26 protein-coding genes and 2 pseudogenes are annotated in these 23,334 nt (G+C 36.1%); 12 read left to right on the forward strand and 16 right to left on the reverse strand.

The annotated features are described in order from the left end of the window. Nucleotides 1-69 precede the first annotated feature (69 nt). The 5 genes from LDL57_RS05735 to LDL57_RS05750 form a co-directional block, all read right to left on the reverse strand. The gene (locus LDL57_RS05735) at nucleotides 70-2,712 is read right to left on the reverse strand and encodes a toprim domain-containing protein (protein ID WP_180560180.1); all 2,643 of its coding nucleotides are present in this window, start codon (nucleotides 2,710-2,712) and stop codon (nucleotides 70-72) included. A gap of 4 nt (nucleotides 2,713-2,716) precedes the next feature. Further along, a complete protein-coding gene (locus LDL57_RS17720) occupies nucleotides 2,717-2,848 on the reverse strand; it encodes a hypothetical protein (RefSeq protein WP_255498994.1) in 132 nt (43 codons plus the stop codon). Further along, nucleotides 2,845-3,072, reverse strand: coding sequence for a TraR/DksA family transcriptional regulator (locus LDL57_RS05740; protein WP_180560181.1), 228 nt, complete (start codon nucleotides 3,070-3,072; stop codon nucleotides 2,845-2,847). The genes LDL57_RS17720 and LDL57_RS05740 overlap by 4 nt, the downstream gene beginning before the upstream one ends. Beyond that, nucleotides 3,065-3,280 carry a DUF2732 family protein gene (locus LDL57_RS05745; RefSeq protein ID WP_180560182.1) on the reverse strand — a complete coding sequence of 72 codons (216 nt, stop codon included), beginning with the start codon at nucleotides 3,278-3,280 and terminating at the stop codon, nucleotides 3,065-3,067. The genes LDL57_RS05740 and LDL57_RS05745 overlap by 8 nt, the downstream gene beginning before the upstream one ends. A 79-nt stretch (nucleotides 3,281-3,359) precedes the next feature. Continuing rightward, nucleotides 3,360-3,773 carry a DUF5347 family protein gene (locus LDL57_RS05750; RefSeq protein ID WP_180560183.1) on the reverse strand — a complete coding sequence of 138 codons (414 nt, stop codon included), beginning with the start codon at nucleotides 3,771-3,773 and terminating at the stop codon, nucleotides 3,360-3,362. A 299-nt stretch (nucleotides 3,774-4,072) separates the two neighbouring features. On the opposite strand from LDL57_RS05750, the gene LDL57_RS05755 reads away from it, so the two are divergent. Next, on the forward strand, nucleotides 4,073-4,252 hold the full coding sequence (locus LDL57_RS05755) for a hypothetical protein (protein WP_180560184.1): 180 nt from the start codon (nucleotides 4,073-4,075) through the stop codon (nucleotides 4,250-4,252). Here LDL57_RS05755 and LDL57_RS05760 read toward each other — a convergent pair. Further along, complete coding sequence (locus LDL57_RS05760) at nucleotides 4,249-4,680, reverse strand: hypothetical protein (RefSeq protein WP_180560185.1); 432 nt, start codon at nucleotides 4,678-4,680, stop codon at nucleotides 4,249-4,251. The genes LDL57_RS05755 and LDL57_RS05760 overlap by 4 nt on opposite strands. A gap of 59 nt (nucleotides 4,681-4,739) precedes the next feature. Between LDL57_RS05760 and LDL57_RS05765 the strand changes: the two genes are divergently transcribed. Beyond that, the gene (locus LDL57_RS05765; protein ID WP_180560186.1) at nucleotides 4,740-4,913 is read left to right on the forward strand and encodes a hypothetical protein; all 174 of its coding nucleotides are present in this window, start codon (nucleotides 4,740-4,742) and stop codon (nucleotides 4,911-4,913) included. Between the two features lie 11 nt (nucleotides 4,914-4,924). Next, nucleotides 4,925-5,395: a hypothetical protein gene (locus tag LDL57_RS05770; RefSeq protein ID WP_180560187.1), complete on the forward strand. Its 471-nt coding sequence runs from the start codon at nucleotides 4,925-4,927 to the stop codon at nucleotides 5,393-5,395. Between the two features lie 183 nt (nucleotides 5,396-5,578). Here the strand turns inward: LDL57_RS05770 and LDL57_RS05775 are convergent, their stop codons facing one another. From LDL57_RS05775 to LDL57_RS05785, 3 genes are all read right to left on the reverse strand, one after another. Continuing rightward, nucleotides 5,579-5,725 (reverse strand): hypothetical protein, encoded by a 147-nt coding sequence (locus LDL57_RS05775; RefSeq protein ID WP_180560188.1) that lies wholly within the window; start codon nucleotides 5,723-5,725, stop codon nucleotides 5,579-5,581. Further along, on the reverse strand, nucleotides 5,709-5,834 hold the full coding sequence (locus LDL57_RS17945) for a hypothetical protein (protein WP_310740164.1): 126 nt from the start codon (nucleotides 5,832-5,834) through the stop codon (nucleotides 5,709-5,711). Before LDL57_RS17945 ends, LDL57_RS05775 begins: the two co-directional genes overlap by 17 nt. A 71-nt stretch (nucleotides 5,835-5,905) precedes the next feature. Next, nucleotides 5,906-6,175: a Cox family DNA-binding protein gene (locus LDL57_RS05785; RefSeq protein WP_180560190.1), complete on the reverse strand. Its 270-nt coding sequence runs from the start codon at nucleotides 6,173-6,175 to the stop codon at nucleotides 5,906-5,908. A gap of 102 nt (nucleotides 6,176-6,277) precedes the next feature. On the opposite strand from LDL57_RS05785, the gene LDL57_RS05790 reads away from it, so the two are divergent. Beyond that, nucleotides 6,278-6,577 carry a helix-turn-helix transcriptional regulator gene (locus tag LDL57_RS05790; RefSeq protein WP_180560191.1) on the forward strand — a complete coding sequence of 100 codons (300 nt, stop codon included), beginning with the start codon at nucleotides 6,278-6,280 and terminating at the stop codon, nucleotides 6,575-6,577. A 66-nt stretch (nucleotides 6,578-6,643) separates the two neighbouring features. After that, nucleotides 6,644-7,686 (forward strand): annotated as a pseudogene (locus tag LDL57_RS05795) (phage integrase). Between the two features lie 112 nt (nucleotides 7,687-7,798). Here the strand turns inward: LDL57_RS05795 and rplY are convergent. Both rplY and radD read right to left on the reverse strand, forming a co-directional pair. Then, a complete protein-coding gene (gene rplY, locus LDL57_RS05800; RefSeq protein WP_180560193.1) occupies nucleotides 7,799-8,080 on the reverse strand; it encodes a 50S ribosomal protein L25 in 282 nt (93 codons plus the stop codon). Between the two features lie 210 nt (nucleotides 8,081-8,290). Further along, nucleotides 8,291-10,048 carry a DNA repair helicase RadD gene (radD, locus tag LDL57_RS05805; RefSeq protein WP_180560194.1) on the reverse strand — a complete coding sequence of 586 codons (1,758 nt, stop codon included), beginning with the start codon at nucleotides 10,046-10,048 and terminating at the stop codon, nucleotides 8,291-8,293. A 264-nt stretch (nucleotides 10,049-10,312) separates the two neighbouring features. On the opposite strand from radD, the gene rsuA reads away from it, so the two are divergent. The 3 genes from rsuA (at nucleotide 10,313) to LDL57_RS05820 (ending at nucleotide 13,053) form a co-directional block, all read left to right on the forward strand. Further along, nucleotides 10,313-11,005 carry a 16S rRNA pseudouridine(516) synthase RsuA gene (gene rsuA, locus LDL57_RS05810; protein ID WP_180560252.1) on the forward strand — a complete coding sequence of 231 codons (693 nt, stop codon included), beginning with the start codon at nucleotides 10,313-10,315 and terminating at the stop codon, nucleotides 11,003-11,005. A gap of 38 nt (nucleotides 11,006-11,043) precedes the next feature. After that, the gene (locus LDL57_RS05815) at nucleotides 11,044-12,231 is read left to right on the forward strand and encodes a Bcr/CflA family multidrug efflux MFS transporter (protein WP_180560195.1); all 1,188 of its coding nucleotides are present in this window, start codon (nucleotides 11,044-11,046) and stop codon (nucleotides 12,229-12,231) included. A gap of 465 nt (nucleotides 12,232-12,696) precedes the next feature. Beyond that, a complete protein-coding gene (locus LDL57_RS05820; protein WP_180560196.1) occupies nucleotides 12,697-13,053 on the forward strand; it encodes a YejG family protein in 357 nt (118 codons plus the stop codon). Between the two features lie 3 nt (nucleotides 13,054-13,056). Here the strand turns inward: LDL57_RS05820 and mepS are convergent, their stop codons facing one another. Then, nucleotides 13,057-13,602, reverse strand: coding sequence for a bifunctional murein DD-endopeptidase/murein LD-carboxypeptidase (gene mepS / locus LDL57_RS05825; protein WP_180560197.1), 546 nt, complete (start codon nucleotides 13,600-13,602; stop codon nucleotides 13,057-13,059). A gap of 900 nt (nucleotides 13,603-14,502) precedes the next feature. Between mepS and LDL57_RS05830 the strand changes: the two genes are divergently transcribed. Continuing rightward, the gene (locus LDL57_RS05830; RefSeq protein ID WP_180560198.1) at nucleotides 14,503-14,904 is read left to right on the forward strand and encodes a hypothetical protein; all 402 of its coding nucleotides are present in this window, start codon (nucleotides 14,503-14,505) and stop codon (nucleotides 14,902-14,904) included. A 33-nt stretch (nucleotides 14,905-14,937) separates the two neighbouring features. On the opposite strand, the pseudogene yeiP reads toward LDL57_RS05830, so the two are convergent. The 4 genes and pseudogenes from yeiP to LDL57_RS05850 all read right to left on the reverse strand — a co-directional run bounded on the left by yeiP (nucleotide 14,938) and on the right by LDL57_RS05850 (nucleotide 19,328). Beyond that, nucleotides 14,938-15,510, reverse strand: a pseudogene (yeiP, locus tag LDL57_RS05835) (elongation factor P-like protein YeiP). Nucleotides 15,511-15,661: 151 nt separating this feature from the next. Continuing rightward, the gene (mtr, locus tag LDL57_RS05840; RefSeq protein WP_180560199.1) at nucleotides 15,662-16,906 is read right to left on the reverse strand and encodes a tryptophan permease; all 1,245 of its coding nucleotides are present in this window, start codon (nucleotides 16,904-16,906) and stop codon (nucleotides 15,662-15,664) included. Between the two features lie 379 nt (nucleotides 16,907-17,285). Next, nucleotides 17,286-18,125: a deoxyribonuclease IV gene (gene nfo / locus LDL57_RS05845; RefSeq protein ID WP_180560200.1), complete on the reverse strand. Its 840-nt coding sequence runs from the start codon at nucleotides 18,123-18,125 to the stop codon at nucleotides 17,286-17,288. A gap of 132 nt (nucleotides 18,126-18,257) precedes the next feature. Continuing rightward, nucleotides 18,258-19,328: a YeiH family protein gene (locus LDL57_RS05850; protein WP_180560201.1), complete on the reverse strand. Its 1,071-nt coding sequence runs from the start codon at nucleotides 19,326-19,328 to the stop codon at nucleotides 18,258-18,260. A gap of 171 nt (nucleotides 19,329-19,499) precedes the next feature. On the opposite strand from LDL57_RS05850, the gene LDL57_RS05855 reads away from it, so the two are divergent. From LDL57_RS05855 to LDL57_RS05865, 3 genes are all read left to right on the forward strand, one after another. Next, nucleotides 19,500-20,363, forward strand: a complete 864-nt coding sequence (locus LDL57_RS05855; protein ID WP_180560202.1) for a LysR family transcriptional regulator — start codon at nucleotides 19,500-19,502, stop codon at nucleotides 20,361-20,363. A gap of 146 nt (nucleotides 20,364-20,509) precedes the next feature. Next, nucleotides 20,510-21,997, forward strand: coding sequence for an amino acid permease (locus LDL57_RS05860; RefSeq protein WP_180560203.1), 1,488 nt, complete (start codon nucleotides 20,510-20,512; stop codon nucleotides 21,995-21,997). A gap of 253 nt (nucleotides 21,998-22,250) precedes the next feature. Beyond that, entirely contained in the window at nucleotides 22,251-23,333 is a 1,083-nt protein-coding gene (locus tag LDL57_RS05865; protein ID WP_180560204.1) for an ABC transporter substrate-binding protein, read from the forward strand. Nucleotide 23,334: the final 1 nt, after the last annotated feature.

Raw genomic sequence — 23,334 nt, forward strand, 5'->3', positions numbered from 1 at the left:
ATAAAACTGCGTCCCCTGCGTTAATATCTGATAAAAACAAAGGCAAGATAGGAGTATTCTTTCATTTTTTCAATAATTAGTTTCAAATACCCAACATTTAACGACGTCAGGTTTTTTTAGCGCACTTAAGGTTGGTAATGCCTGATTATATTGGTTATTAACGTGACTTCTCACCGTTTTAATCCCAACAAAACGACGTCTTTTACCCATTTTAAGCAGGGATTTGATTTCTGACAGATTGGGCATATTTTGGCGGTATTCACTGGCCACCTGTGCCAGATGATTAAAGTTAACCGCATAAATATTCTCTTCATTACTGTGATTAACGCCATATGGGGTATTTTGATTGAGATAATCAAACATATCCCAAAACTCAGTGACCAGGGTATTATCGGCTTCTAATGCCTGAACACGTTCTTTTGCCAGTTCGACGATAAAGGTTTCTGTTTCTGCTACTCGGCTTTCTTTGATGGGCAGAAAACAGGATAACGTGCGTAACAGAACGATGAGTTGAGCGTGATTTTTAGCAATGCGTTCATGGCCAATCGCTTCATCATCGAAGAGTTGTCGCTGAACTTCATCGAGAGAAGTTTCGTAAGCCGTTACAATCGCATTTTCACTTAACAGCGCTTTGGGCAAAAAGCCGGATAATTGTTCAATAGGGTAGCGTTCCAGGCGAATGGCCGCCTGACGGGTCTGTTCGCTTTGACCTGACTTATCGGTATGGAGATGAATAATCCGCTCTAATACCGCTCTTGAGGCTTCGACACTGCTATTCTGGGCGATAATAATGCTGCCCTTAAAGAGCGGCTCATAGGTTTCGTTCTGATTGGTTTTTATACCTGTTGAACGTGTTGCACGACCATTGTAAAGGGATTTCATTTCTTCCCAATCGAAAGCCCGTTTTACGTTATCCTGCATTCGGTCACTTTCTATCAAACAAACAGGAAGATTACTCACCTGGGCAAAATTACGCGCACGGCCTACCAAGGTCGACTTTGAAGGGTCAAAGCCTTCGTAATCAGCGCGACCCGTTAACCGCCAGAAGAACTCTATCAGGGTACTTTTGCCTGAGCCGGGTTCCCCCATAATTTCCAGAAAAGGGTAACTTTTACTTAACTTTCGTATCTGTTCGGCAAACAGTGACCCGAGCCAGAACGCAAGCACAGTATAGCCTTTAACCCCAAAAGCAAGCCATAAATCGTCCAACCAGTGAACATCGAAGTCGCTGAGTTCATGATTAATTTCCAGTCTTGGACTGCTACTTAATGTTTTGATATCGAGATGCTCCAGTGAAAAATAATCCTCTTCATTCAGGGTATATAATTTGCCGTTTTGCACGGCAATATCATTAAACACATAAACGCCCAGTACTTTGTTGTAACCAATAAAATTTTGGGTTTTTACTTCCTTGATATGCGGTAATTCGTTTTTGCAAAAGCGGTCAAGTTGATGGGTGTCCCCAGTGTAAACAGCACCTTTAGCGACATGCAAAAGCCGTTTTTTGAATTCAGAAGCGCTGGTTAACTGACTGGCGGTAAAAGTGGCTTTGACGTTGGGTCTTTGTTGCGGGAAATCCAGTTTTAAATAATACCAGGATTCGTCGGTTTCTTCGGATTTCTGAAAATAAAGCGGAGTCGGGTAACAGTTGGCGATTTCGTTGACAGCGCCGGACTCTTTTAACGCTTTTGTGGTGGCTTCTTCTTTAGTTAGCTTTTCTGAGTCTAAAATTCGTTCAACCGCCTTTAAATGCCTTTCAATATCGAGTTTAAACCAGTAAAAACGGCTATCAAATTGAAAATAGAAGTCATTACGGTGGGTATAATTGAATATTAACATTGCCTTATCGGTAGCACTTTTTGTCAGTAACAAGTCGCCATAATAACGATAACGCATTAAGTCATAACGTTCGAGCTTACCTTTGAGGTGTAAATCGTTCCAGTCTTCATTTTTAAATTGCGAAGGTAAGGCGGCACAGGATTTCCAGCCTTCTTGCTGACTGCGTGCAACGTGTTTTCTTATCGCTTTTTCGCCCGCATTACCCTTATCAAGTGCCCAGACCAATAGGGGCTTTTTGTTCGCGCCCAATGCCGTTTTAAGCGCCGCCAAGGCGTGCTCTGGGTAATTATGACAACTCATCAGGGAAACGGCATACAGTCCATTCTGAGCAAGACTAATTGCATCAAAAATCCCTTCGGTTAGCCAGATTTCAGTTGCCTTTGTTAAATTCTGTTGTGGCAGACTCCACCAATACCCTTTGTAACTGCCAAAAAAGTTAGCCTTGCGGTCAAAGCGTTGTGGGTTATCAATAATTCGCTCCCAATAAGCGCCATTGGGTAAGGTAAATTTTACGGTTGCTGAACCCAGCCCTTTAGCGTGATAACCGGATTCAATATACAATCCTTTTAATGGGGCAATATCTAATCCTCTAGCCTGTTGCAGATAGGCATCCGCTGCGGCATTTGGGGCTTGTTGTGTTTTAGGGTAGTGCGTTGACCAATTATGAAACAGCTCAGGATAAATTTCTTTAACAATAATTTCAGCCCCACATTTATTTTCACGGCCACACTTAAGTACAAAGGGTTTTTCAATAGCGGTAAATAACTCTTTTTTGTTGCACTGGGGACAAACACCCTGACGTAGATAGCCGTTTTGTTCTTTAAAATGAAAATCCGCAATTAATCGGCTGATGATAAAATCTGACTGGTACATGTTATTACCCCTGGCAAACCTTTATAAACGTGTTGGCGACTTGATTTGCATCAAGAAGTGCAAATCGTTCGGCTTTAATACGAACAGGCCAGCATTGAGTGGCAAATTGACTGTTTTTGTTGTAACAAACGTTCATTTCCTGCTCTTTTTAAAATGTTTTTGGGCGGATTCCCAAAGAGATTGACAGTCGACGCAGCGATTGCAGCCTGGGGAAGCGATACGGCGCGCTTCAGGTATCGCTTTTTCACAATCCTCACAATGAAAACGGGCGATACCCCTGTTGCGCTCGGTCACCTGTTTAATCTGGTAAATTAATTGTTGTTGGGCGAAGTCATTCGCTTTATCAATCGTGTCAGACATGGTGTAAATTCTCTGCTCGAAGTTCAAAGTGGTGACTGATTTCCACCACGTGCTGATAAGCGGTGTGATAAGACATCTTTTGATGAAGAATTTGATAGGCCAGCGACGTTAAATGAGCAGAAAATTGTCTCAATAAGTGTTTCCTTTCATCTTCCCGATTTTGCTTTAGCATATCGGTGAGTTTTAATACGCCGAATTGTGCAGTCATATTTTCTTACTTCTCCTTTCCTTATTTTGGATAAAACAATCCCTTGGTGTGGCTAACACCGTTAATTTTCATTTATAAATTAAAGTGGCAGTGCGATATTTTTAGGTATTAATGCAACGAGCACCTGTAATTGAAATAGCGCGTTAATAATCGCCTGTTTTTCTTTTTTATTAAATTCATCAAATTTCAAATGATGTTTTTTATTATCAATATTGGCTAAATAAAAAATTAAATTAACAAACCGTTTATTATGTTCTCGTAAATATTCAATAAATCCCAACAGGCATTGATTATCGGGATTTTCTTTATTTTTATTAAAATGAACGGTTCGACATTTCGCTGCCTTAATTAACCCATCGACGCGCGCATTAATGGGTAGTCCTTCATTGCGATAAATACCCGTCTTTATTCTATTAATCTCACCGGCATTATTTTGTAATGTGTTAACCGAGTGAATTAATGTATTTGTTAATGCGTGTTTATTCGTCATCATTTTATTTAATAATTAGGGTGAGAAAATAAAAAATAAATAATCCGCCAAATAACAATATTAATTTATCGATTAACGTCAGTTTTTTATTCCTCTTATTATTAATATGATAATTTTTAACGGACTCGCCCGTTAATCGATAGGGGTAGTGCTGATTAGATTTATGCATAAATATCCTCATTAAGTTATCGGTTTTGTTGCCCTGACCGAAAACAGGGTGTTGTGATATATTTTTTATGCCTGTTGATTCTTAGAAGGGAGATACAGGCATAAACTGACTTATCACAACAAGGAAAATAACAATGTCTGTTAATGAAAAAATTAAACAACAGTTAACTGAACTCATTAAGCAAGTCGAACAAATAGAAACGCTAATTATTTGTGATAATGCAGTAGAAATAAGTGCGTTATCACATCATCTATCCCAACAAATCCACGATAAAATCAGGTCACCACAGAAAAATATTGTTAAGTGGTTTTAATTTTTTCTGACCATAATAGCCATGACTGCATCAAAGGTGGATTTAAGATCCTGTTCATAAAAGCGGTTAATGTTTGAACAGGTTTCGCTTATGGCATTCATGATAGTGATCATGAGTGCTAATTTTTCTTTTGGAGTAAGATTTTTTATCTCCTGTTTTTTATTTTCTTCAGAAAGTCCCGAAAATAGCGAATGAATGGTATTAATGACTAAGTGATCTAACGGTTTAGTCTCTAGCGCTAATCTTTCCTCGTTATCCTTTTTTTGGTAGTTATTTGCCTTGTTCAATATGGATAATTCGGCAAATTTTTTATCGTCGTTAAATAACTCAATGCGATTACTATCAACGGTGAGGCCGTGAAGGTTATTTATTCCAAACGCTTTAGCATGTTCAGTAAGATGTGCGATGACTTGATAATAAACTGCCATAGTTAACCTCTTAAAAATTAGATTAGTGAGTCGGTTTTTATACCCTGACCGAAAACAGGGTGTTGTGGTATCATGTTTATGCCCACTTTTTCTTTCCAGTGAGAGGTGGACATAAAATCCAACAACAAGGCGTGAAATCCATGTCCCAAGAAAGAGAAGACTATACCCGATTACATAAACCTGCCCCGTCACAGCAAGAAGAGCAAAAGACTGGGGAGAACGATAAAAAATAAGGAGCCCCAAAATGGAACAGCCATCCGAACACATTAAATTTGAAGTCTACTACTCGATTTACCTTGCCGAAATGACAGAAATTTTTAATCGCCGAGTTGAACAATGTTGTTCTTTTTGGCAGGTATTTCTGGGTGCTTCTGTTTTTGCACATTTCCAATACGGATGGCTGTTGGGTTTTCTTATTGCCTTGATTTCCGCTATTCAGTTTGTTGTTAAATTTGGTGAAAAAGCCGGTAGCGCAAAATCTCAAGTAAGACGGTACCGAAGGCTGGCAGATGAACTTCCGCAACTGGATGAAAACCAGATTAAAGCGAGATTGCGAGAAATTGAAGAAACTGACACTCAACCCCTGACCGCGCTTTATAATCCCGCCAGAAAAAGAGCAGGTATTGCGTTGTATGGTGTTGATAGACAAGCTGGACACCCCCTTACGCGATGGGAAAAAATGATGGCTTTCATCGGCGGTGGTATTCCTAAGTAGTGACATCGGGTTACCTCTTGAATGCGTTTGGGTAATATGTGGTGACGATACTTCATGTCGTCACTCGCCATAGCAAAGTTAAAAATTTCCCTGGTGTTAAATAAAAAATAATTAGTTATATTTTTAATGATTAATTGTTTTAAAAATTTTATTTTGATTGAGTTGGTAATCTTTAATTTCTGGTTATAATTCAATCTGAATCAGTAAATGGTCATGAAGATATAATCGTAATAACTTACCGTCACAAGAGGGCACAACGGAACGTTCATCTATGCCCATTACATAAGCCAGTCTTGTTGCCTTGACGCTTACGCTAGGATTTCTCATCATTTATCCCCTGGTATAATTTATCGATATAATGGATTGCCTGAGCCATTGCATCAAATTTACCCAAAGAGTCTTTGCCATACCAGACGTGATAACGTGTGATGGGATTCATTATTTTTCTGGGTAATTTTATAATGTCAAAATCCCGATAACAAAAACTGTGAGGACTTATTTGTTTAAACGTCATGATTTCAGTCCTAACCATGTTAACCAGCCTTCTCTAATTTCTTTAGGTAAAGATTCATAAGCCAACTTCAGTCCTAAGTTCCAGGCAGGTAAATAAATATAGTATTCACCACGAGAACTTTTGGGGTTCTTCATTTCAATTACGGGCAGTTTGCCATCTTTACGCATATCTGAAATTGCTTGCTTGGTTTTTCCAACCATTTCTGCAAACTTGGCTTCAGTAACACCATCTGAAGCACTAGAAACATTTACGATTTCTTTATTCATCTGATAATCTCTTTTATTGAAGCTCTTCGTAGCCCCTATTTTCTCTTAGCTGCTAGCTATGGGAATTTCTTTTAATCTAAAATTTAGAGGATATGAAAAAATATGTCAACCCCGAAAAATGAAAAATTGAAACTTATTAGAGAATCTGAGAGATTAAAACTTAAAGAAATGACTGATTTAACAGGAATTAATTATCACACTTATCATGGTTATGAATCAGGAAAAATGAATATGTCACTTGAATCAGCAGAAAAATTATTTTCTATAGCACGATTTCGGAAGTATATGGATTGGTTTATGTTTGATGAAACCAATCCAGAAGCTGGTCAAATTGCACCAGCTCTCGCACACAATGGGCCAGAGAAAACAATGTCAGTCCAATCAAAGAAAAAGACTGGTTAACATTACATAAGGATTTTTGTCAATTCATTGACTCCAAGAGTCTTTGTGCCATTGGAGGGATTTCTTATGTCAATTAAGAAACTCGAAGATGGTCGCTATGAAGTGGACATTCGTCCAACTGGCCGCAACGGAAAGCGCGTCAGACGGAAATTTGATAAGAAGTTTGAAGCCGTTAATTATGAACGGTATGTAATGGCTAACCACTCGAAAGAATGGACACCGAAGTTGACCGATACCCGCAGGTTAAGCGAAATCGCGCAACAATGGTGGGATTTATTTGGCAAGCACCTCGACCATGGTCGGGATCAAAAGAACAGAATTAATATGTTTTGTCGTGTGATGTCAGATCCAGAGGTGCCAAAAATAAACAAATCCTTTATATCCCAGTATTGCCAGTTACGGGTAGCCCATGGGGTTAAGGCATCGACAATTAATCGTGAAATTACAGCTGTGCGCGGTATTTTTACATATTTAATTGATACCGGCCTCTACCATGGCGAACATCCTTTCAGCGGCTATAAAAAGCTGAAAGAACAGGCTACGGAAATGTCATATCTGACTGATGACGATATCAACAGGTTGCTGACTCACCTTAGCGGTGATAACTATAAAATTGCCGTTCTTTGCCTCAGTACTGGCGCACGATGGAGTGAAGCAATTAGGCTAAAACGGGAACATGTGATTCAAAATAAAATACGATTCACATTTACAAAAAACCGTAAGCCCAGAATCGTACCGATCTCTGATAACGTTGCCGGCATGATATGTGACGGAAAGAACGGGCTGTTGTTTCCTGATATATCATATCAGTGTTTCCGGAAAATTTTAAAGGCTGTTAAACCGACGCTACCGAGCGGACAGGCAACACATGTTTTGAGGCATACTTTTGCAACGCATTTTATGATGAACGGCGGTAGTATTCTGACGCTACAGCGGTTGCTGGGACATGCTAATTTATCTCAAACGATGACGTATGCACACTTTGCCCCGGATTTTCTACAGGATGCAATCAGCCTGAATCCACTGAAAGGGAAATGTCATTTTTAGATAAAAGTGTCCACACCGTGTCCACAGTCATGCTGTTTAGTGCTCTCTGTTGCACCTTGTAGCCCTATGATAACCATATGTTTTTATTGAGGATGCTGATAGAACAGAAACAAATAACGCCGCAAAGGCGGCGTTATTGATGATGGGCTTGATAAAAAGCACAATTTTTGGTTATTAAACCCGCAAGAAATCAATATGGGTTAGTTTAGGCTTAAACGGATGGCGTTGAACCGCTTGTACTTTAACTTTGGTTTTTTTGCCGTCAACCACCAGCGTTAATACTTCATAAAACTCTGGCTTACTTTCTTGGTTGATAACTTCATCATGGTTGAGTTCAATAGAAACAGGTTCTTGATCACCACCATAGACGATAGCCGGTAATTTGTTATTTTTACGCAGGCGGCGGCTCGCACCCTTACCCTGCTCTTTGCGGATTTCTGCATTAATAGTTAGCATGATTTGTTCTCATAATATAAAAAGGCTCTGCGACAGGCGACCCAGTAGCAGATCCGTTAATAAAAACTTGTTAGTGATTGCTAATCAAGCGGGCGGCATTTTAACGAAAAAACCGCTCTACAGCAAATGAAAAAATGACCTAATTTTAGGACATTTATATTCTTTTAAGCAACAACGGCTAGATAGCAAAGAGAAATAGAAACCATTATGTTAATAGAGGTCGTTAGCCAGACGATACTTTCCATGATAATCAAAAATTTTTTCTCTTATTTGCCAAAACTGGTTTTGTTTACGTGCGATAACAAAGTTAGGATGACGTAAGCTCGTTTTTTGACGTAGAATGTCGTCTACTGTTTGCCATTGGAAAGGAAGGCCTGGAGCTCGCTGGTGTTGCAACAGAAAACGTTGTTCAAAGATTTTGCGCTGAGCCGACGTTGCTAATCGAAATCTTTCTGAGACGTTGCTGCCATCTTCATCATAATAAGTGACTTTTAACCATTCTCCTTTCTTATCGTGTCCAGCCGTCAGTTGCATGCCGCCGCAGCGAAGGATCAGTGAATTTTTCAATTTTAACGCCGCTTTTAACATATCATCTGGATCAACTAAAATTGCCTGACATTGATGACAACGTCGTGCTGCAATGTCATTTTCAGCATTACAGTCGGGACATTGTTTAAAACGAAAGCGAAATTGACACTGTTTTTTTTGTCCATTATGCATTTCTTCCCAGCCTTGGCAGCGACGGCCGTAATGTTCAATTACTTGACCGTCAGGATCGCTTTTCCCCCAGAATAGATTGGCAAAATGACAAAGTGGGCAAAAAACTTGAACGGGTACGTTTTGTGGATCATTTTTGGCACTGCCAACTTCTGGCATATAAAGATCATGGGGATTTCCTGCATAATCAAGAATAATACATTGGCTTTTATTCGGAAATAGTCTTAATCCGCGACCAATTATTTGTTGATAGAGACTGACTGATTCAGTGGGACGTAAAATAGCAATCAAATCAACATGAGGAGCATCAAAGCCAGTTGTTAAGACCGATACATTAACTAAATAGCGAATTTTTTGTGCTTTAAACGCATTAATCGTTTTTTCACGATCCATTGCTGTCGTGTCTGCGCAAATTAATGCTGCTTTGTTATTAGGTAATAATGCCAAAATTTCTTTGGCATGTTCAACAGTAGCGGCGAAGATCATACAGCCTTGACAGGAACGGGCATATTCGATAATTTGCTTAATAATTAAGGGAGTCACTCTATGCTGACGTTTAATTTCCTGATCTAAGTCAGTGTGATTAAAAATACCTTCTTGACTTAGGCGCAATTGACTAAAATCGTATTGAATAATCGGCATATCTAGGCGTTTAGGTGGCACAAGGTAATGATTTTTTATCATATACCTTAACGGAAGTTCATAAATACAATCACGAAAAAAACAGTTCTCATCGCCTTTTATCATACCATGGTAGTGATACTGATATATCCAGCCTTCAGACAGACGATAAGGTGTTGCCGTTAATCCTAAAACACATAAATTAGGGTTATTAAGTTGCAATTTTTGTATGATTTGTTGATATTGACCATCGTTATTGAGACTGATGCGGTGGCATTCATCAATAATTAATAGCGAAAAGGGAGCATTAAAATCAGTTAAATTTTTTGCCACAGATTGTACGCTAGCAAAAATAACTTTATTTTTATTTTGTTTTTTATTAAGCCCGGCGGCATAAATGTCAGCCGTTAAACCATAGGCCTGATATTTATTATGGTTTTGTTCAACGAGTTCTTTTACATGGGCTAATACTAGTACACGTCCACGGGCCAATCGGGCTAATTCAGCAATCACTAGACTTTTTCCTGCGCCAGTAGGTAATACAATAACCGCCGGTTCTTTATGGCGGCGAAAATAGTTTATTGCTGCATTAACGGCATCATGTTGATATGGTCTTAGCGTAACGATCATGATTATTAATTAAGATATTAAAATAAATAATAAGTAAATTAGCATTTTTCGCTAATTCATGTCGAAGTAATCTATATTAAAAATAAAATCTACTGTAGCAAGCTATATCTTCTCTAACAAGTTATTGATATAATTGATTGCGTTATAGTTATTCACGTTACTTATTGTCTTAATTGTTTTAAAAGCAATTATTGTAATCATCCAATGATTTAGCATAATAATACATATGCATTCTAACTCTTTCATATAAATTTAAAAATTATGATGCGACTCGATAAGTTTTTATCTCAACAACTAACAATCAGCCGTGGCTTGGTCATGCGAGAATTACGAGCAGGAAAAGTTATGGTTAATAATGAAGTAATAAAAACCGGATCTTATCAAATTACATCTGAGATGGTAGTTAGTTATGAAGATGTCGTACTGCAACATATTATCGGCCTGCGCTATTTTATGTTGAATAAACCACCAGGATATGTTTGTTCGACGGTAGATAGCGTTAATCCAACAATTTTATCGTTTGTTGATGAACCAGCTATAACAAAGTTACACATTGCCGGCAGATTAGACATAGATACCACCGGGTTAGTGATTATAACAGATGATGGTAAATGGACACATAAAATGATCTCGCCCAAACATCATTGTGAGAAAACTTATCTTGTCACCTTGGCACACCCGATTTCAACTGAGGTAGTGGATAAGTTTTTAACAGGCATATGGTTTAAAGGAGAAAAATTACCCACAAAACCCGCAAAACTATCGATAGTTTCATCAAAGCAGGTACGTTTGACAATAAGTGAAGGCCGGTATCATCAAGTCAAAAGAATGTTTGCAGCGGTGGGTAATCACGTTTATGCACTTCATCGTGAACGCATTGGAGGTATTTATCTTGATCCAGCATTAGAGGCTGGCGAATACCGTTCTTTAACACAAGAAGAAATCAAAACTATTTAAATTATATTTTTACTTTCTCGATTTGGGAGTATGTTAGTATGCAACGTCAGCGTTCCTCTTATTTCAGCCTAATTTTGATTTTAGGCCTTATATCCATGTTGATGCCATTAGCCATTGACATGTATTTGCCTAGTTTACCATCGATTGCAAAAAGTTTTAATGTTGATACCGGTCAAGTTCAGATGACCTTAAATAGCTATATTTTCGGTTTTGCAATAGGCCAACTGTTTTATGGTCCGATGGCAGATAGCATAGGTCGAAAGCCCGTGATATTAGGCGGTGTGATCATTTTTGCTATTACTTCAGGGATTTGTGCACTCGCTAACAGTATTGAGCAATTTATTTTTGTCCGCTTTTTACAAGGATTATCGGCGGCGGCAGCAAGTGTTGTCATCACTGCTTTGATGAGAGATATGTTTAGTAGTGATGAATTTTCACGTAGCATGTCTTTCGTTTTGTTAGTCATGACCATCGCGCCATTATTAGCACCAATTTTAGGTGGTATGGCAATGATCTGGTTTTCCTGGCATGCTATTTTTTGGATTATATCCATAGCAGCCATCATAGGAGCTTTATTAGTTACTTTTTTTATTCAAGAAACGTTACCTCAGGAAAAAAGGCAAAAATTTCATTTACGTAATACTATAAAACAAATTCTTACCTTGTTTCGCGCTAGGCCAGTCTTTTGCTATATTCTTGCTAGTGGGTTTTCGTTTGCTGGGTTGTTTTCATTTTTAAATACCGGGCCATTTGTCTATATTGAATTAAATGGGGTTTCACCACAGCATTTTGGTTATTATTTTGGCTTAAATATTGTTTTTTTATTTTTACTGACTACGTTGAATAGCCGTTATGTACGCCATTTTGGCGCATTGAAAATGTTGCATATTGGCTTAACACTGCAATTCATCATGGGAATGTGGCTGATTTTTAGCACTATATTAAACTTAGGTTTTATTCCAATGATATTTGGTGTTGCTGTTTATGTTGGTAGTATTGCTATGATATCTTCTAATGCAATGTCAGTCATTTTAGATAATTATCCACATATCGCTGGAACAGTTTCATCTTTAGTTGGTACAATACGTTTTGGTATCGGCGCATTTTTTGGTTACTTGCTTTCTTGTTTCAAAACAACGACAGCTTGGTCGATGGTAGGATTTATGGGATTATGCGTTTTTCTTGCAATGGAGTTTGTTCTGTTAGCTAATTACAGCAAAGACTAATATAATTAGAATTATTATCTATTTAATAAAAAAATAAATTTTATTCGTGTTATGTTGTTATTTAAATACTCATTTTATTCATATGGACTCAGTATAATTTCTTATCACTAACTTCGATAACAATCACAATTTAGATAGGCTCAATCCACGAGCCGTTCAATTTATTAAATATTTTATCTTTCATTATTGCTTATTTAAGCTAATTGGTTGATATATGGTTTTATATAAAAAAATCAAATCAAATATGATCATTTTACAATTGAAAGATAATATATTTCGTTAAATTTCTTAACATATTTTGTTTTGTTTAAGCTGGATTTTTATATTACAATAACAAAAATTTATCATATTAATATGATGTAAAATACCAAGATAAGTATAAAATAGCTTGATAAGTTAGTATGTTAAGTTATTTCTTTACTTAAATAGAAAAATAATATAATTAATTAGAATATAGGGTTTTTTGTGGGTAATTTTAAGTTATCTGTCATTCATCGTTTACCGCAAAATTATCGATGGTTAACAGGGCATATAGGTAAAAAAATCGAGGTAATGCCTGATAATATATCCAGTTCCAAGTCTAATATATTAATTGGCTTTAAAGTACTTTGCTATGAAATTAGCGATAATTTAGCGGTGTTAAAGCATTTAAGTTCAGCTTTAGACGAAATACAAATTGCTAATGATTTGCTTGAATGGCAAGGTCAAATTTGTCTTTTTATTCGTTATGAAGATGAAGGTTTAGCAACTTGTCATTTTAAAACAGCGGGTGTTGCTATTGCGGAATCAATAACGCTGCCTGCTCGTCCTTATTCTCATTAAATATTAATAGCTATCGATGATTCGACGAGCGGCATAATAACGCTTACTCCAATAATCATCATTTATTGTAGAAACAGTTACACCACTACTTGTTGATGCATGGACAAATTTATCATTACCAATATAAATACCGACATGTCGGTTGGTTGGCCCAGTTCTAAAAAAAACCAGATCACCAGGGCGTAAATTTTGTTGTTTAACCCAGTGGCCGGTATATTGTTGTTCATTTGTTGAGCGAGGTAAATTAACTCCAAATTTCTCACTAAACATACGTTGGGTAAAGGCAGAGCAGTCAATACCTTTCTTAGTTGTACCACCAAAACGGTAGGCTACACCTCTCCAGTTTGCATACTGCTCTAAAATTTTAGTTTTAATTTCCACATTGCGTACTAATTGTTCAAACTCAACTTGCGATACTTGATAAAGTGAATTAGATTGTGCTTTATATAGTGACGAATTTGGTGAATTACAAGCGGATAGCAATAGAGTAATGACTAGTGCCGGTGTAGGCTTCATACAGTATTTCAGTAACGGTTGTAGTTTGACCATTATTGATTTATCCCTTGTTATCCATATGTGGATATTTGCCATAAAGTAAATTTGACGATATTTTATTTTTCCTGTTGAAGGCTAAAATATCAACAATATTGTTAGTTATATAAATGTATATAGCTCAACACCTTTTTCAAATACATTAATATGTTAAACATAAACAAGTTTATACAAGGAAATAAAAAATGGCGAGTTTTCTTGTATTAATTTACAAAAAAACAAATTTTTAAATTAAAAAGTAAAGTCGATATTGATAAATTTATTGTAAAAAAATCTAATATTTGAGTTAAGTAGACTATTTAAAAATAAAATTATTGGTGATTAGCAATGCAAATTAGCTAATTGATAAAAAAACATGCAAAAATGGTTAACAATATTTTATTAATTTATAGTTAGTTCTTTTGTTAAAAGTTTTTATAAAATTGAGTTTGTTATTTAAAATAAATGAGTCTGTTTTCAGTAGCAAAAATTTTTTAATTATGTATAAATATAAAAATTATCATTTTAAAATTTTGTGTTAATGCGTTGTTTTTTGTTTATTAGTGAATTTTTTGATTTTATAAGTCAGATAGATGATATTTATCATTTTAAACTAGTAGTTGAAATGCCTATAGAGTGCTAAATTTAAATAGCAATTAAATTAGAATGATTAGTAAATAATAAAAAAGAGTGGTAACTTATTATATTTAAACAATAAAATAGTAAATTTATTATCACATAAAAACTATGTTATGCTGAATTTCGTGGTTAACTATATTTTATGTTTCAATCAGATATTGAGTTATGGTAGTAAATGTAATTTTACTAAATCATTAGCAAATTCAAAGCAATTATTTAATAAAAATATTCAATAGTAGTTTTATATATTGACCAGGCTTAAACCTCTTATGGTTTTATATGAAAAATATAGCAATGCTCAGCCTAAGGGTTAGAAACCCTATTTATTTAAATAAGAATTTTTTGTTTATACTAGCATTAATCTTATCAGCACATATCTATAGTGAAACAGATAATGGCGGAGTAATTCATTTTTATGGCGCTATCACTGCACATGCTTATCAAAATATTGTAAATGATAATATGTTAGAAACGAATTATTGGCATAAATCTAGCGAAGTGGTAACGCGTGAAGTATGTAAGAATTTATTAATAAAACAGCGGCAAAAATCACTCGCTAAATATGCTAAAACTCGTTTTTTATGGGTTAATAAAACAAACAGCAGGGCATGCTGGAAATTAGCTATTTTTGATTTTATTTTCAAGTTAATCACTTTTTTTATTAATATTACTGCTCTTTAATTAAGAGCAGCCATTGTTTAAATTTTATCCATTTTAGTCACAACGCCCCATATAACGGCGCTCTGCAATGTGGATGCGAATTTTTTCGCCGATTGATAATTATTCGGGAACTGGTATTATTAGCCCAGTTGCCATCTTGGCAGGTTTTGTTCTTGCATTGGCTGATGCCCCTTTAATACTCGGTGCTGTTTCTACAATGAACATATCAACAGTTTGAGGAAGTTGTAATGCAATAGCTTGGTTATTTATTACTAAAACTTGCAAACCAGGGATCCCTGAGTCAGTAAAGAATAAAAGTTCTTCTTCTATATCTGTTTTTTTAAAATTGTAGAGAGTGAAATCTTCATTATCCATAAATATATATTCATCAGCATCAACATAAGAAAAACTTACTGCCCGATGAGTTAAGTGGATTGTTTCAAGATTATCATCGCCTTTAAAACGTTCTTCAACTTTTTGTCCGGTTTTAATATCAGTAAAACGCATTTTGTAGAGGGTGCTGGCGCCTCGTGCACTTGGTGTTTGAATATCAATATCTTTTACTAATAGCAACTTGCCATTTAAGTTTACTGCATAGCCTCGTTTTATTTCATTGGCTTTAGCCATATGAATTCCTTTCATTAGGTAATAATAATTTTAATTTTATTATAAAATTGCCTGCAATTAGAATACAAAGTAATGCTTAGTTCCCATTTGCCTCATGACAACTAGGATCACCTAGTATGAGGCGTTGGAATTAATCTAAGCAAGGGTGATACTATTTATAAACTGGCAAAATATCAAATAGTGCTAATATATGAATAACTGCGTTAATCAAACCAAATAGGATGACAAAATAAATTAATAGATCACCGCCAGGCGCATGATAGGCTGCTTGCGGGAATTTTTTGCGACTAGCTTTAGCCATCATTGCCGGCACAATTACTGCCCATATAGTTGCTGCTAGGCCAGCAAAACCAATGGCATGAATAAAACCATCAGGATAATATAAAGCAAAAAGGGTAGGTGGAATGAAGGTTATCAAGGCGGATTTTAAACGGCCTCGATTATTATCTTTAAATTTGAAAAAATCGGCAATGAAATCAAACAGTCCAAGTGTAACGCCTAAAAAAGAGCTCGCAAGTGCCATGTAAGAAAACAGATTTAAACACTGTTTTACAATATTGTTATTGATGCTGTGATTCATTTGTTTTAATAGCGAGTCAACATTACCACCTTCAGTCATAATTTGTTTAAAGGCTGTACGAGATATATTACCTTGAATAGCATACTGCCATAAGATATAAATGACTAAAGCAATAAGGGTACCATATAACAAACTCCGAACAACTGCTTTGCTTTCCTTATGGTAATATTTTACTAAACCAGGCACATTACCATGGAAGCCAAAAGAGGTTAGTAAGTAAGGTAAAGCAATAAATGCATAAGGTAAATAATCCGTATCCAGACTATTTTTATTGAATAAGATAGTAGATGAAACGCTATTAAACATGCCACTCACTGACATAATAAAAGTAATAACCATTCCACCAATCAAAATCGTACTTAGACGGTCAACGGCTTTAGTCGATAGCCAAACTACAAAAGCAATCAATAAGCTAAACAATAAACCGGCAACAGGATGATTTATTGGTATGAACTGATTAAGATTATGCGTAATGATCGATCCACCAGCTGAAATATAAGCATAAGTTAATATATAAAGAACAAATGTAATTGAAATGCTATTTAGTAAATTCCAGCGGGCGCCAAGTAAGTCTTTTACCATGGTATGAAAGCTGGCACCGCAAGGATAATTCATGTTGGCTTCTAGGATCATTAAACCAGAAAAAAACATACATGCCCAAGTATAAACTAATAAAATAATTGAACCTGTAAACCAGACGCCAGAAGTAACAATAGGAATAGAAAACATACCGGCACCTACAGTTGTGCCTGCAATGATCATGGCACCACCAAGTAAGGGAGGGCGTTTAAATTTTTGAATTACATCACTAGCCATTATTGCCTCTGATATTATTGCTTTTATGTACTAGCTCGATGATACACGATGAGTGATATTTAAGTAAATTAATATTTATTTCAATTTATAAAAAATTGTTTTTAACCTTAGTTTTAGAATGTTGTACTTGGTCGGTTTTTGGTGTTGATAAATTAATCAATGGGTTTTTGCTAAGTTATTGATCTATTGTTATTTACAGCTTGATAAAGAATAGCCTAGTGAGTTGAGGATTAAACAGATAGAAATGCAATATTGATTTATTATCTTACAATTTTAACTCACCATAATAACTATATATTATGGCTGGTTACAGATAAAAATTAACCATAATAGATAAATTTTCACCTATTTTCAGAACGATTGATTTGATGAAGGTTAGTTATTGTTGTGATTTTAACCAGGCAATTTCTTGAGACCAGATCTCCGGATTGATGGTTTCAAGAATCAAAGGTATATTATTGAAGCGGTTATCCTTCATAATATAACTAAAAGCGCTGTAACCGATATTACCTTGGCCTAGGCTTTGGTGGCGATCAATATGACTGGCAAATTGGCTTTTGGCATCATTTAAATGCATGGCTCGTAGATATTGAAAACCGACAATTTTATTAAATTGGGCAAAAGTATTATCGCAAGCTTCTTTTGTTCTTAAGTCATAACCTGCCGCAAAAGCATGACAGGTATCCAAACAAACACCCACTCGCTGTTTATCTTCAATATCTTCAATTATCGCTGCCAAATGCTCAAATTTAAATCCTAAATTGGAGCCTTGACCGGCAGTATTTTCAATTACAGCAATAACATTTTTAGTTTGCGCTAAAGTAATATTGATTGATTCAGCTATACGGGCAAGACATACATCGACGGTAATTTTATTCAGATGACTGCCAGGATGAAAATTGAGCAAAGTAATACCTAATTGCTCACAACGTTGCATTTCATCCAGGAAAGCGGCCCGTGATTTTTTCAGTGCTTCAGTTTCCGGATGGCCTAAATTAATAAGATAACTATCGTGTGGCAGTATTTGCTGTTTGCCAAAACCATATTTCTCACAATTGAGTTTGAATTGTTCAACTGTTTCCGGTTTTAAAGGTGGAGCTTGCCATTGACGCTGGTTTTTAGTGAAAAGAGCAAAGGCAGTGGCATTGATTTCGTGAGCACGGAGTACTGCTTGATCAACACCGCCAGCAGCGCTGACATGGGCTCCAACAAATTTCATTTTTTTCTCCTGATTTTATTTTAATTATGACACTTTTGGCTTAAAAATGAAATGTATAGCGTTAAGTCATTTCGGCCATAAGAATTTCTGTTTGCTAGCTGCAGGGGATAAAAAACAAAATTCTATCGAATGTTATTGAAAAAACGATTGCATCAAACAATTTATAAATAAGCCACCGATAGTTAGCCAGCCAAAAAGGCAGATAGCCATAACTAGTGGTTTGATCCTAGCTTGTCGAACCACACTAATATGGGTAGTTAATCCAAGTGCAGCCATTGCCATAGATAATAGAATAGTATCAAGAGTAATAATGGATTGAACTAAAATTTGTGGCAATAAATGAAAAGAGTTTATGTACGCAATGATAATAAAAAATATTGCAAACCAAGGGATCACAATAGTGGGTTTTGATTGGGATAAATTGCTGGTTATCATTTTGCGATTTAGATAACTTGATAATATCAATAAAAATGGTGCTAACATCATAACGCGGATCATTTTACTGATCACTGCACTATTTTCAGCTTCAGGGCTAATTGCATGGCCAGCAGCAACTACTTGAGCGACTTCATGCACAGTAGAGCCAATAAAGATACCAAACTGAGCCAGATCAAGTGAAAACCAGTGATAAATTTGATTTAAATGGTAAAACCACGGATAGACAAAAATAGCCAAGGTACCAAAAATAACTACAGTTGCAACTGCAATTGTCACTTTATCAGCCGATGTTTTAATGACAGATTCTGTTGCTAAAACTGCAGCGGCGCCACAAATGCTACTACCGGCTCCAATCAATATGGTCGTCTGACTATCCAACCTCAAAAAATATTTACCGATCAACAGTGCAATTAAAAATGTGGAAGTTAGCATAATCAGATCAATCATAATACCAATCGTACCAACCTCCATAATCTGTTGAAACGTCAATCGAAAACCGTACAAAATAATCCCTGTTCTTAATAAATAATGTTTAGCGAATTTGATCCCTTCGGTACGAGAGGGTTTTACGACAAAATAAATGGTATTTCCAACCACAATGCCCAACAGAATTGCCAGGCTTAAAGGACTTAATCCGATATTTGCAAACCATTCTTTATTACCAAGATAAACGGCAATAGTAGTTACAAACCCTGTCAATAGTAATCCAGGTATATATTTAAAATTTTTATGTTTTATTTGTGTTGTCATAATTGTTTTAACCATTGGTTTATGCAATCTGCACAATTTTATTCTGTTCTAAGCATATATCATTACAATATATCTTGAAAATAGATAGTTTTTCTATTATTTATTAGAAAAAGTGGTAAATTGATGGTTAGCTAGATTATTATGGTAGTCTGATTTATATGGTTAATTAATAAAGTGAGCATGGTTATGCGAATTACTTTTAGACAACTTGAAGTTTTTATTGAAATTTTTCAATGTGGCTCAACAATTCAGGCTGCTCAATCATTGGCATTATCACAATCAGCAGTAAGTGCTGCTTTAACAGATTTGGAATCTCAACTTGAAGTACAGTTATTTGATCGCGTTGGTAAACGTTTAGTAACTAATGAATATGGTCGGTTATTATATCCAAAAGTATTAGCATTACTTGAACAGGCAACTGAAGTTGAACAAATTGCCAAAAATGGATTAGCAGCGGTAAAAGTGGCGGCAAGTACCACGATTGGTAATTATATATTGCCAGGGAAATTGGTCCATTATCGTCATGATAATCCCACTATTCCGTTTGAATTAACGATAAATAATACTGCGGAAGTGATCAAAGCAGTACTCGAATTCAAGGTTGATTTAGGTTTAATTGAAGGAAGCTGTTATGAAACAGAATTGATTACTATACCATGGAAAAAAGACCAGTTGGTGGTATTTTGTTCGCCGAATAACCCACTGGTAGGCCGTCAATTAAAACAACATGAACTCGAAAATGAGAATTGGATTTTGCGTGAAAGCGGTTCTGGAACCCGTAATATTGTTGATCAACTATTATTGAGTAAACTAAGCCAGTGCAATATTTTAATTGAATTTAATAATTCTGAAGCCATTAAGCATGCTGTTATAAATGGTATGGGAATAAGTTGTTTATCTTATCTTACAATAGAGGAACAATTAAAGAATGGTTCATTGGTCGCGTTAAATATTGATGAACTCGAACTTTCACGGACATTATATTTAATTCATCATCAAAATAAACATTTATCTAAGGCGTTATTACTTTTGTTAGAATATTTTCAATGAAATTTTAATAATAAGATCCTGCGCAAAACTAATAATTTTCCGTCAATTATGAAGGTATCTTATAACTGGGAATAGTTGCTTATTCCTGGTAACTCTATCTGTTACAATCACTGATGTTAAGATCCACGTTGAATAAAAGGTCATTAATGTCAGAACAATCTACCCAGACATCACCGGGCGCTACAACAAAATTGCGTCGAGAACTAAAAGCACGTCATTTGACGATGATAGCTATCGGCGGCTCTATTGGTACCGGATTATTTGTTGCTTCCGGCGCAACGGTAGCGCAAGCGGGGCCAGGTGGTGCTTTATTATCTTATATTATTATTGGTTTAATGGTTTATTTTTTAATGACCAGTTTAGGTGAGCTAGCAGCTTATTTACCCGTTTCCGGCTCTTTCTCTACTTATGGTTCACGATATGTCGATGAAGGCTTTGGTTTCGCTCTTGGCTGGAACTATTGGTATAACTGGGCGGTCACTATAGCTGTTGACTTAGTTGCTGCGCAACTAGTTATGGGATATTGGTTTCCTGCAATTGATGGTTGGATTTGGAGCGCGATTTTTCTGTTTATCATTTTTATGCTTAATTATATCTCTGTGAAAGGATTTGGTGAGGCAGAATATTGGTTTTCGTTAATTAAAGTCATTACCGTCATTATTTTTATTGCGATTGGCGTATTGATGATTATTGGTATTTTCCGCGGGGCAGAAAATGCTGGCTGGCATAATTGGCAGATTGGGGAAGCACCTTTTGTCGGTGGATTTTCGGCAATGATTGGGGTTGCTATGATCGTCGGTTTTTCTTTTCAGGGTACGGAATTAATTGGTATTGCTGCTGGCGAATCTAAAGATCCGGGTAAAAATATTCCTAAAGCGGTACGTCAAGTATTTTGGCGGATTTTGTTATTTTATGTTTTTGCTATATTGGTGATCAGTTTAATTATCCCATATATGGATCCACGCTTGTTGCGTAATGATGTCAGTGACATTAGTGTCAGTCCTTTTACCTTGGTTTTTGAAAATGCAGGATTATTATCGGCTGCTGCTGTCATGAATGCGGTCATTTTAACGGCAGTATTATCCGCCGGTAATTCAGGTATGTACGCTTCTACCCGCATGTTATATACCCTGGCTAAAGAAGGAAAGGCGCCAAAAATCTTTTCACGCTTATCACCGGGAGGAGTTCCTCGTTATGCTTTAATTGCGACTACCGTTGTGGCAGCACTCTGTTTTTTAAGTTCAATGTTTGGTAATCAGGTTGTTTACTTATGGTTATTGAATACTTCAGGTATGACCGGATTTATTGCTTGGTTAGGGATTGCTATCAGCCATTATCGTTTTCGTAAAGGTTATATGTTACAAGGCTATGATTTGAATAAATTGCCTTATCGTTCAAGCTTTTTTCCAATTGGACCTATTTTTGCTTTTGTTCTCTGTTTAGTCATTACATTAGGCCAAAATTATCAGGCATTTTTAGTTGATAAGATTGATTGGTATGGTGTGATTGCTACCTATATTGGTATTCCTCTATTCCTTGCTATATGGTTTGGTTATAAACTGATCAAGAAAACGCATTTTGTTCACTACCAACAGATGAATTTTCCTGAGTATGATCAAAATCTAAACAAGTAATTGTCAATAATCCTCTCGATTTTCTATAAAGACACACGTATTTTATGCGTGTGTCGAGCGTTAATTTTTTACCTAGGTCAAAGAATAAATAAAAAAAAGTAACGTTAGTAATAATCGTATTGATAATAATTATTATTTTCTTTATTGTTACGCGCAAATCGGATCAGTTGAATGGAGAGGCAATCAAGTGAAGTTTGCGTGCAGTTTTATTACCAAGAGCGTTAATAGTTGTTTATTAGCGGGTATAACGTTAATGACATCATTTGCAGCATGGTCAGTAACGGTTACTGATATAGCGGGTCGCACTGTTCAGGTACCAGATAAAGTAAATCGTATTCTGTTGGGAGAAGGGCGCTTATTTCATGCGATTGCTTTACTGGAAGGAAAAAAACCTTTAGCGCGCATTGTTGGTTGGCAAGGTGATTTTCGTAAACTTGATCCGCAATCTTATGCTGTTTATAAAGCCAAGTTTCCAGAAATTGAAAAAATTCCCTTAATTGGTAATACCAGTGCCGAAAGTGTTAGTGCGGAGAAAGTATTAACACTAAATCCTGATATTGCTATTTTTGGCCTATCTGGCCACGGCCCGGGCAAAAATAGTGAATTGGTCATGCAACTAGAAAAGGCTGGTGTGCCAGTTATTTTTGTTGATTTTCGTAGTGAGCCACTGAAAAATACTTTACCCAGTATTCGCTTATTGGGTAAGGCGTTGCAGCGAGAGCAACAGGCTGAAAAATACGCCAATTTCTATGAAAAAAATCTTAAGCTAGTAACGGATATTACTAATAAAATTCCTAACGATAAAAAACCGACTGTTTTTATTGAATTAAGAGCGGGTTCCTCCGAAGACTGCTGTGGTACAGCGGGAAATGGTAATATGGGCAATTTTATTGATCTAGCTGGTGGAATAAATATCGCTAAAAATGCGTTACCCGGACCATTAGGGATGATGAACCTTGAGAAAGTGATTGCTGATGATCCGGCAATTTATATTGCAAGTGGAGGCAAGATGCCTGGTAGCAAAGAATTAGGCGTACAATTAGGTGCCTTATCAACAGAAAAAGCAGCTATAACAAGTTTAACCAAAATAACTGAACGTAAAGGTATTAACACACTCTCAGCGATTAAAAATGGACGTAGCTATGCTATCTGGCACAATTTTTATAATTCGCCTTATAACGTTATTGCCACTCAAATTTTTGCTAAATGGTTTTACCCAGATAAATTTGCCGATCTGGATCCGCAAACTACGATGAAAGAGTTATATCATCAATTTTTAGCCATAGAACCAACGGGTGTTTACTGGGTTAGTCAAGACTCATTAAAAAGCAGGTAAT

The organism is Arsenophonus apicola (genome assembly GCF_020268605.1).
GTDB lineage: Bacteria > Pseudomonadota > Gammaproteobacteria > Enterobacterales > Enterobacteriaceae > Arsenophonus > Arsenophonus apicola.

What these genes read in the sequence shown, in the direction of transcription:
- LDL57_RS05735 (WP_180560180.1), bottom strand. Translation starts at nt 2,712, where the DNA reads ATGTACCAGTCAGATTTTATCATCAGCCGATTAATTGCGGATTTTCAT.
- LDL57_RS17720 (WP_255498994.1), bottom strand. Translation starts at nt 2,848, where the DNA reads ATGAACGTTTGTTACAACAAAAACAGTCAATTTGCCACTCAATGCTGG.
- LDL57_RS05740 (WP_180560181.1), bottom strand. Translation starts at nt 3,072, where the DNA reads ATGTCTGACACGATTGATAAAGCGAATGACTTCGCCCAACAACAATTA.
- LDL57_RS05745 (WP_180560182.1), bottom strand. Translation starts at nt 3,280, where the DNA reads ATGACTGCACAATTCGGCGTATTAAAACTCACCGATATGCTAAAGCAA.
- LDL57_RS05750 (WP_180560183.1), bottom strand. Translation starts at nt 3,773, where the DNA reads ATGATGACGAATAAACACGCATTAACAAATACATTAATTCACTCGGTT.
- LDL57_RS05755 (WP_180560184.1), top strand. Translation starts at nt 4,073, where the DNA reads ATGTCTGTTAATGAAAAAATTAAACAACAGTTAACTGAACTCATTAAG.
- LDL57_RS05760 (WP_180560185.1), bottom strand. Translation starts at nt 4,680, where the DNA reads ATGGCAGTTTATTATCAAGTCATCGCACATCTTACTGAACATGCTAAA.
- LDL57_RS05770 (WP_180560187.1), top strand. Translation starts at nt 4,925, where the DNA reads ATGGAACAGCCATCCGAACACATTAAATTTGAAGTCTACTACTCGATT.
- LDL57_RS05775 (WP_180560188.1), bottom strand. Translation starts at nt 5,725, where the DNA reads ATGATGAGAAATCCTAGCGTAAGCGTCAAGGCAACAAGACTGGCTTAT.
- LDL57_RS17945 (WP_310740164.1), bottom strand. Translation starts at nt 5,834, where the DNA reads ATGAATCCCATCACACGTTATCACGTCTGGTATGGCAAAGACTCTTTG.
- LDL57_RS05785 (WP_180560190.1), bottom strand. Translation starts at nt 6,175, where the DNA reads ATGAATAAAGAAATCGTAAATGTTTCTAGTGCTTCAGATGGTGTTACT.
- LDL57_RS05790 (WP_180560191.1), top strand. Translation starts at nt 6,278, where the DNA reads ATGTCAACCCCGAAAAATGAAAAATTGAAACTTATTAGAGAATCTGAG.
- rplY (WP_180560193.1), bottom strand. Translation starts at nt 8,080, where the DNA reads ATGCTAACTATTAATGCAGAAATCCGCAAAGAGCAGGGTAAGGGTGCG.
- radD (WP_180560194.1), bottom strand. Translation starts at nt 10,048, where the DNA reads ATGATCGTTACGCTAAGACCATATCAACATGATGCCGTTAATGCAGCA.
- rsuA (WP_180560252.1), top strand. Translation starts at nt 10,313, where the DNA reads ATGCGACTCGATAAGTTTTTATCTCAACAACTAACAATCAGCCGTGGC.
- LDL57_RS05815 (WP_180560195.1), top strand. Translation starts at nt 11,044, where the DNA reads ATGCAACGTCAGCGTTCCTCTTATTTCAGCCTAATTTTGATTTTAGGC.
- mepS (WP_180560197.1), bottom strand. Translation starts at nt 13,602, where the DNA reads ATGGTCAAACTACAACCGTTACTGAAATACTGTATGAAGCCTACACCG.
- LDL57_RS05830 (WP_180560198.1), top strand. Translation starts at nt 14,503, where the DNA reads ATGAAAAATATAGCAATGCTCAGCCTAAGGGTTAGAAACCCTATTTAT.
- mtr (WP_180560199.1), bottom strand. Translation starts at nt 16,906, where the DNA reads ATGGCTAGTGATGTAATTCAAAAATTTAAACGCCCTCCCTTACTTGGT.
- nfo (WP_180560200.1), bottom strand. Translation starts at nt 18,125, where the DNA reads ATGAAATTTGTTGGAGCCCATGTCAGCGCTGCTGGCGGTGTTGATCAA.
- LDL57_RS05850 (WP_180560201.1), bottom strand. Translation starts at nt 19,328, where the DNA reads ATGGTTAAAACAATTATGACAACACAAATAAAACATAAAAATTTTAAA.
- LDL57_RS05855 (WP_180560202.1), top strand. Translation starts at nt 19,500, where the DNA reads ATGCGAATTACTTTTAGACAACTTGAAGTTTTTATTGAAATTTTTCAA.
- LDL57_RS05860 (WP_180560203.1), top strand. Translation starts at nt 20,510, where the DNA reads ATGTCAGAACAATCTACCCAGACATCACCGGGCGCTACAACAAAATTG.
- LDL57_RS05865 (WP_180560204.1), top strand. Translation starts at nt 22,251, where the DNA reads ATGACATCATTTGCAGCATGGTCAGTAACGGTTACTGATATAGCGGGT.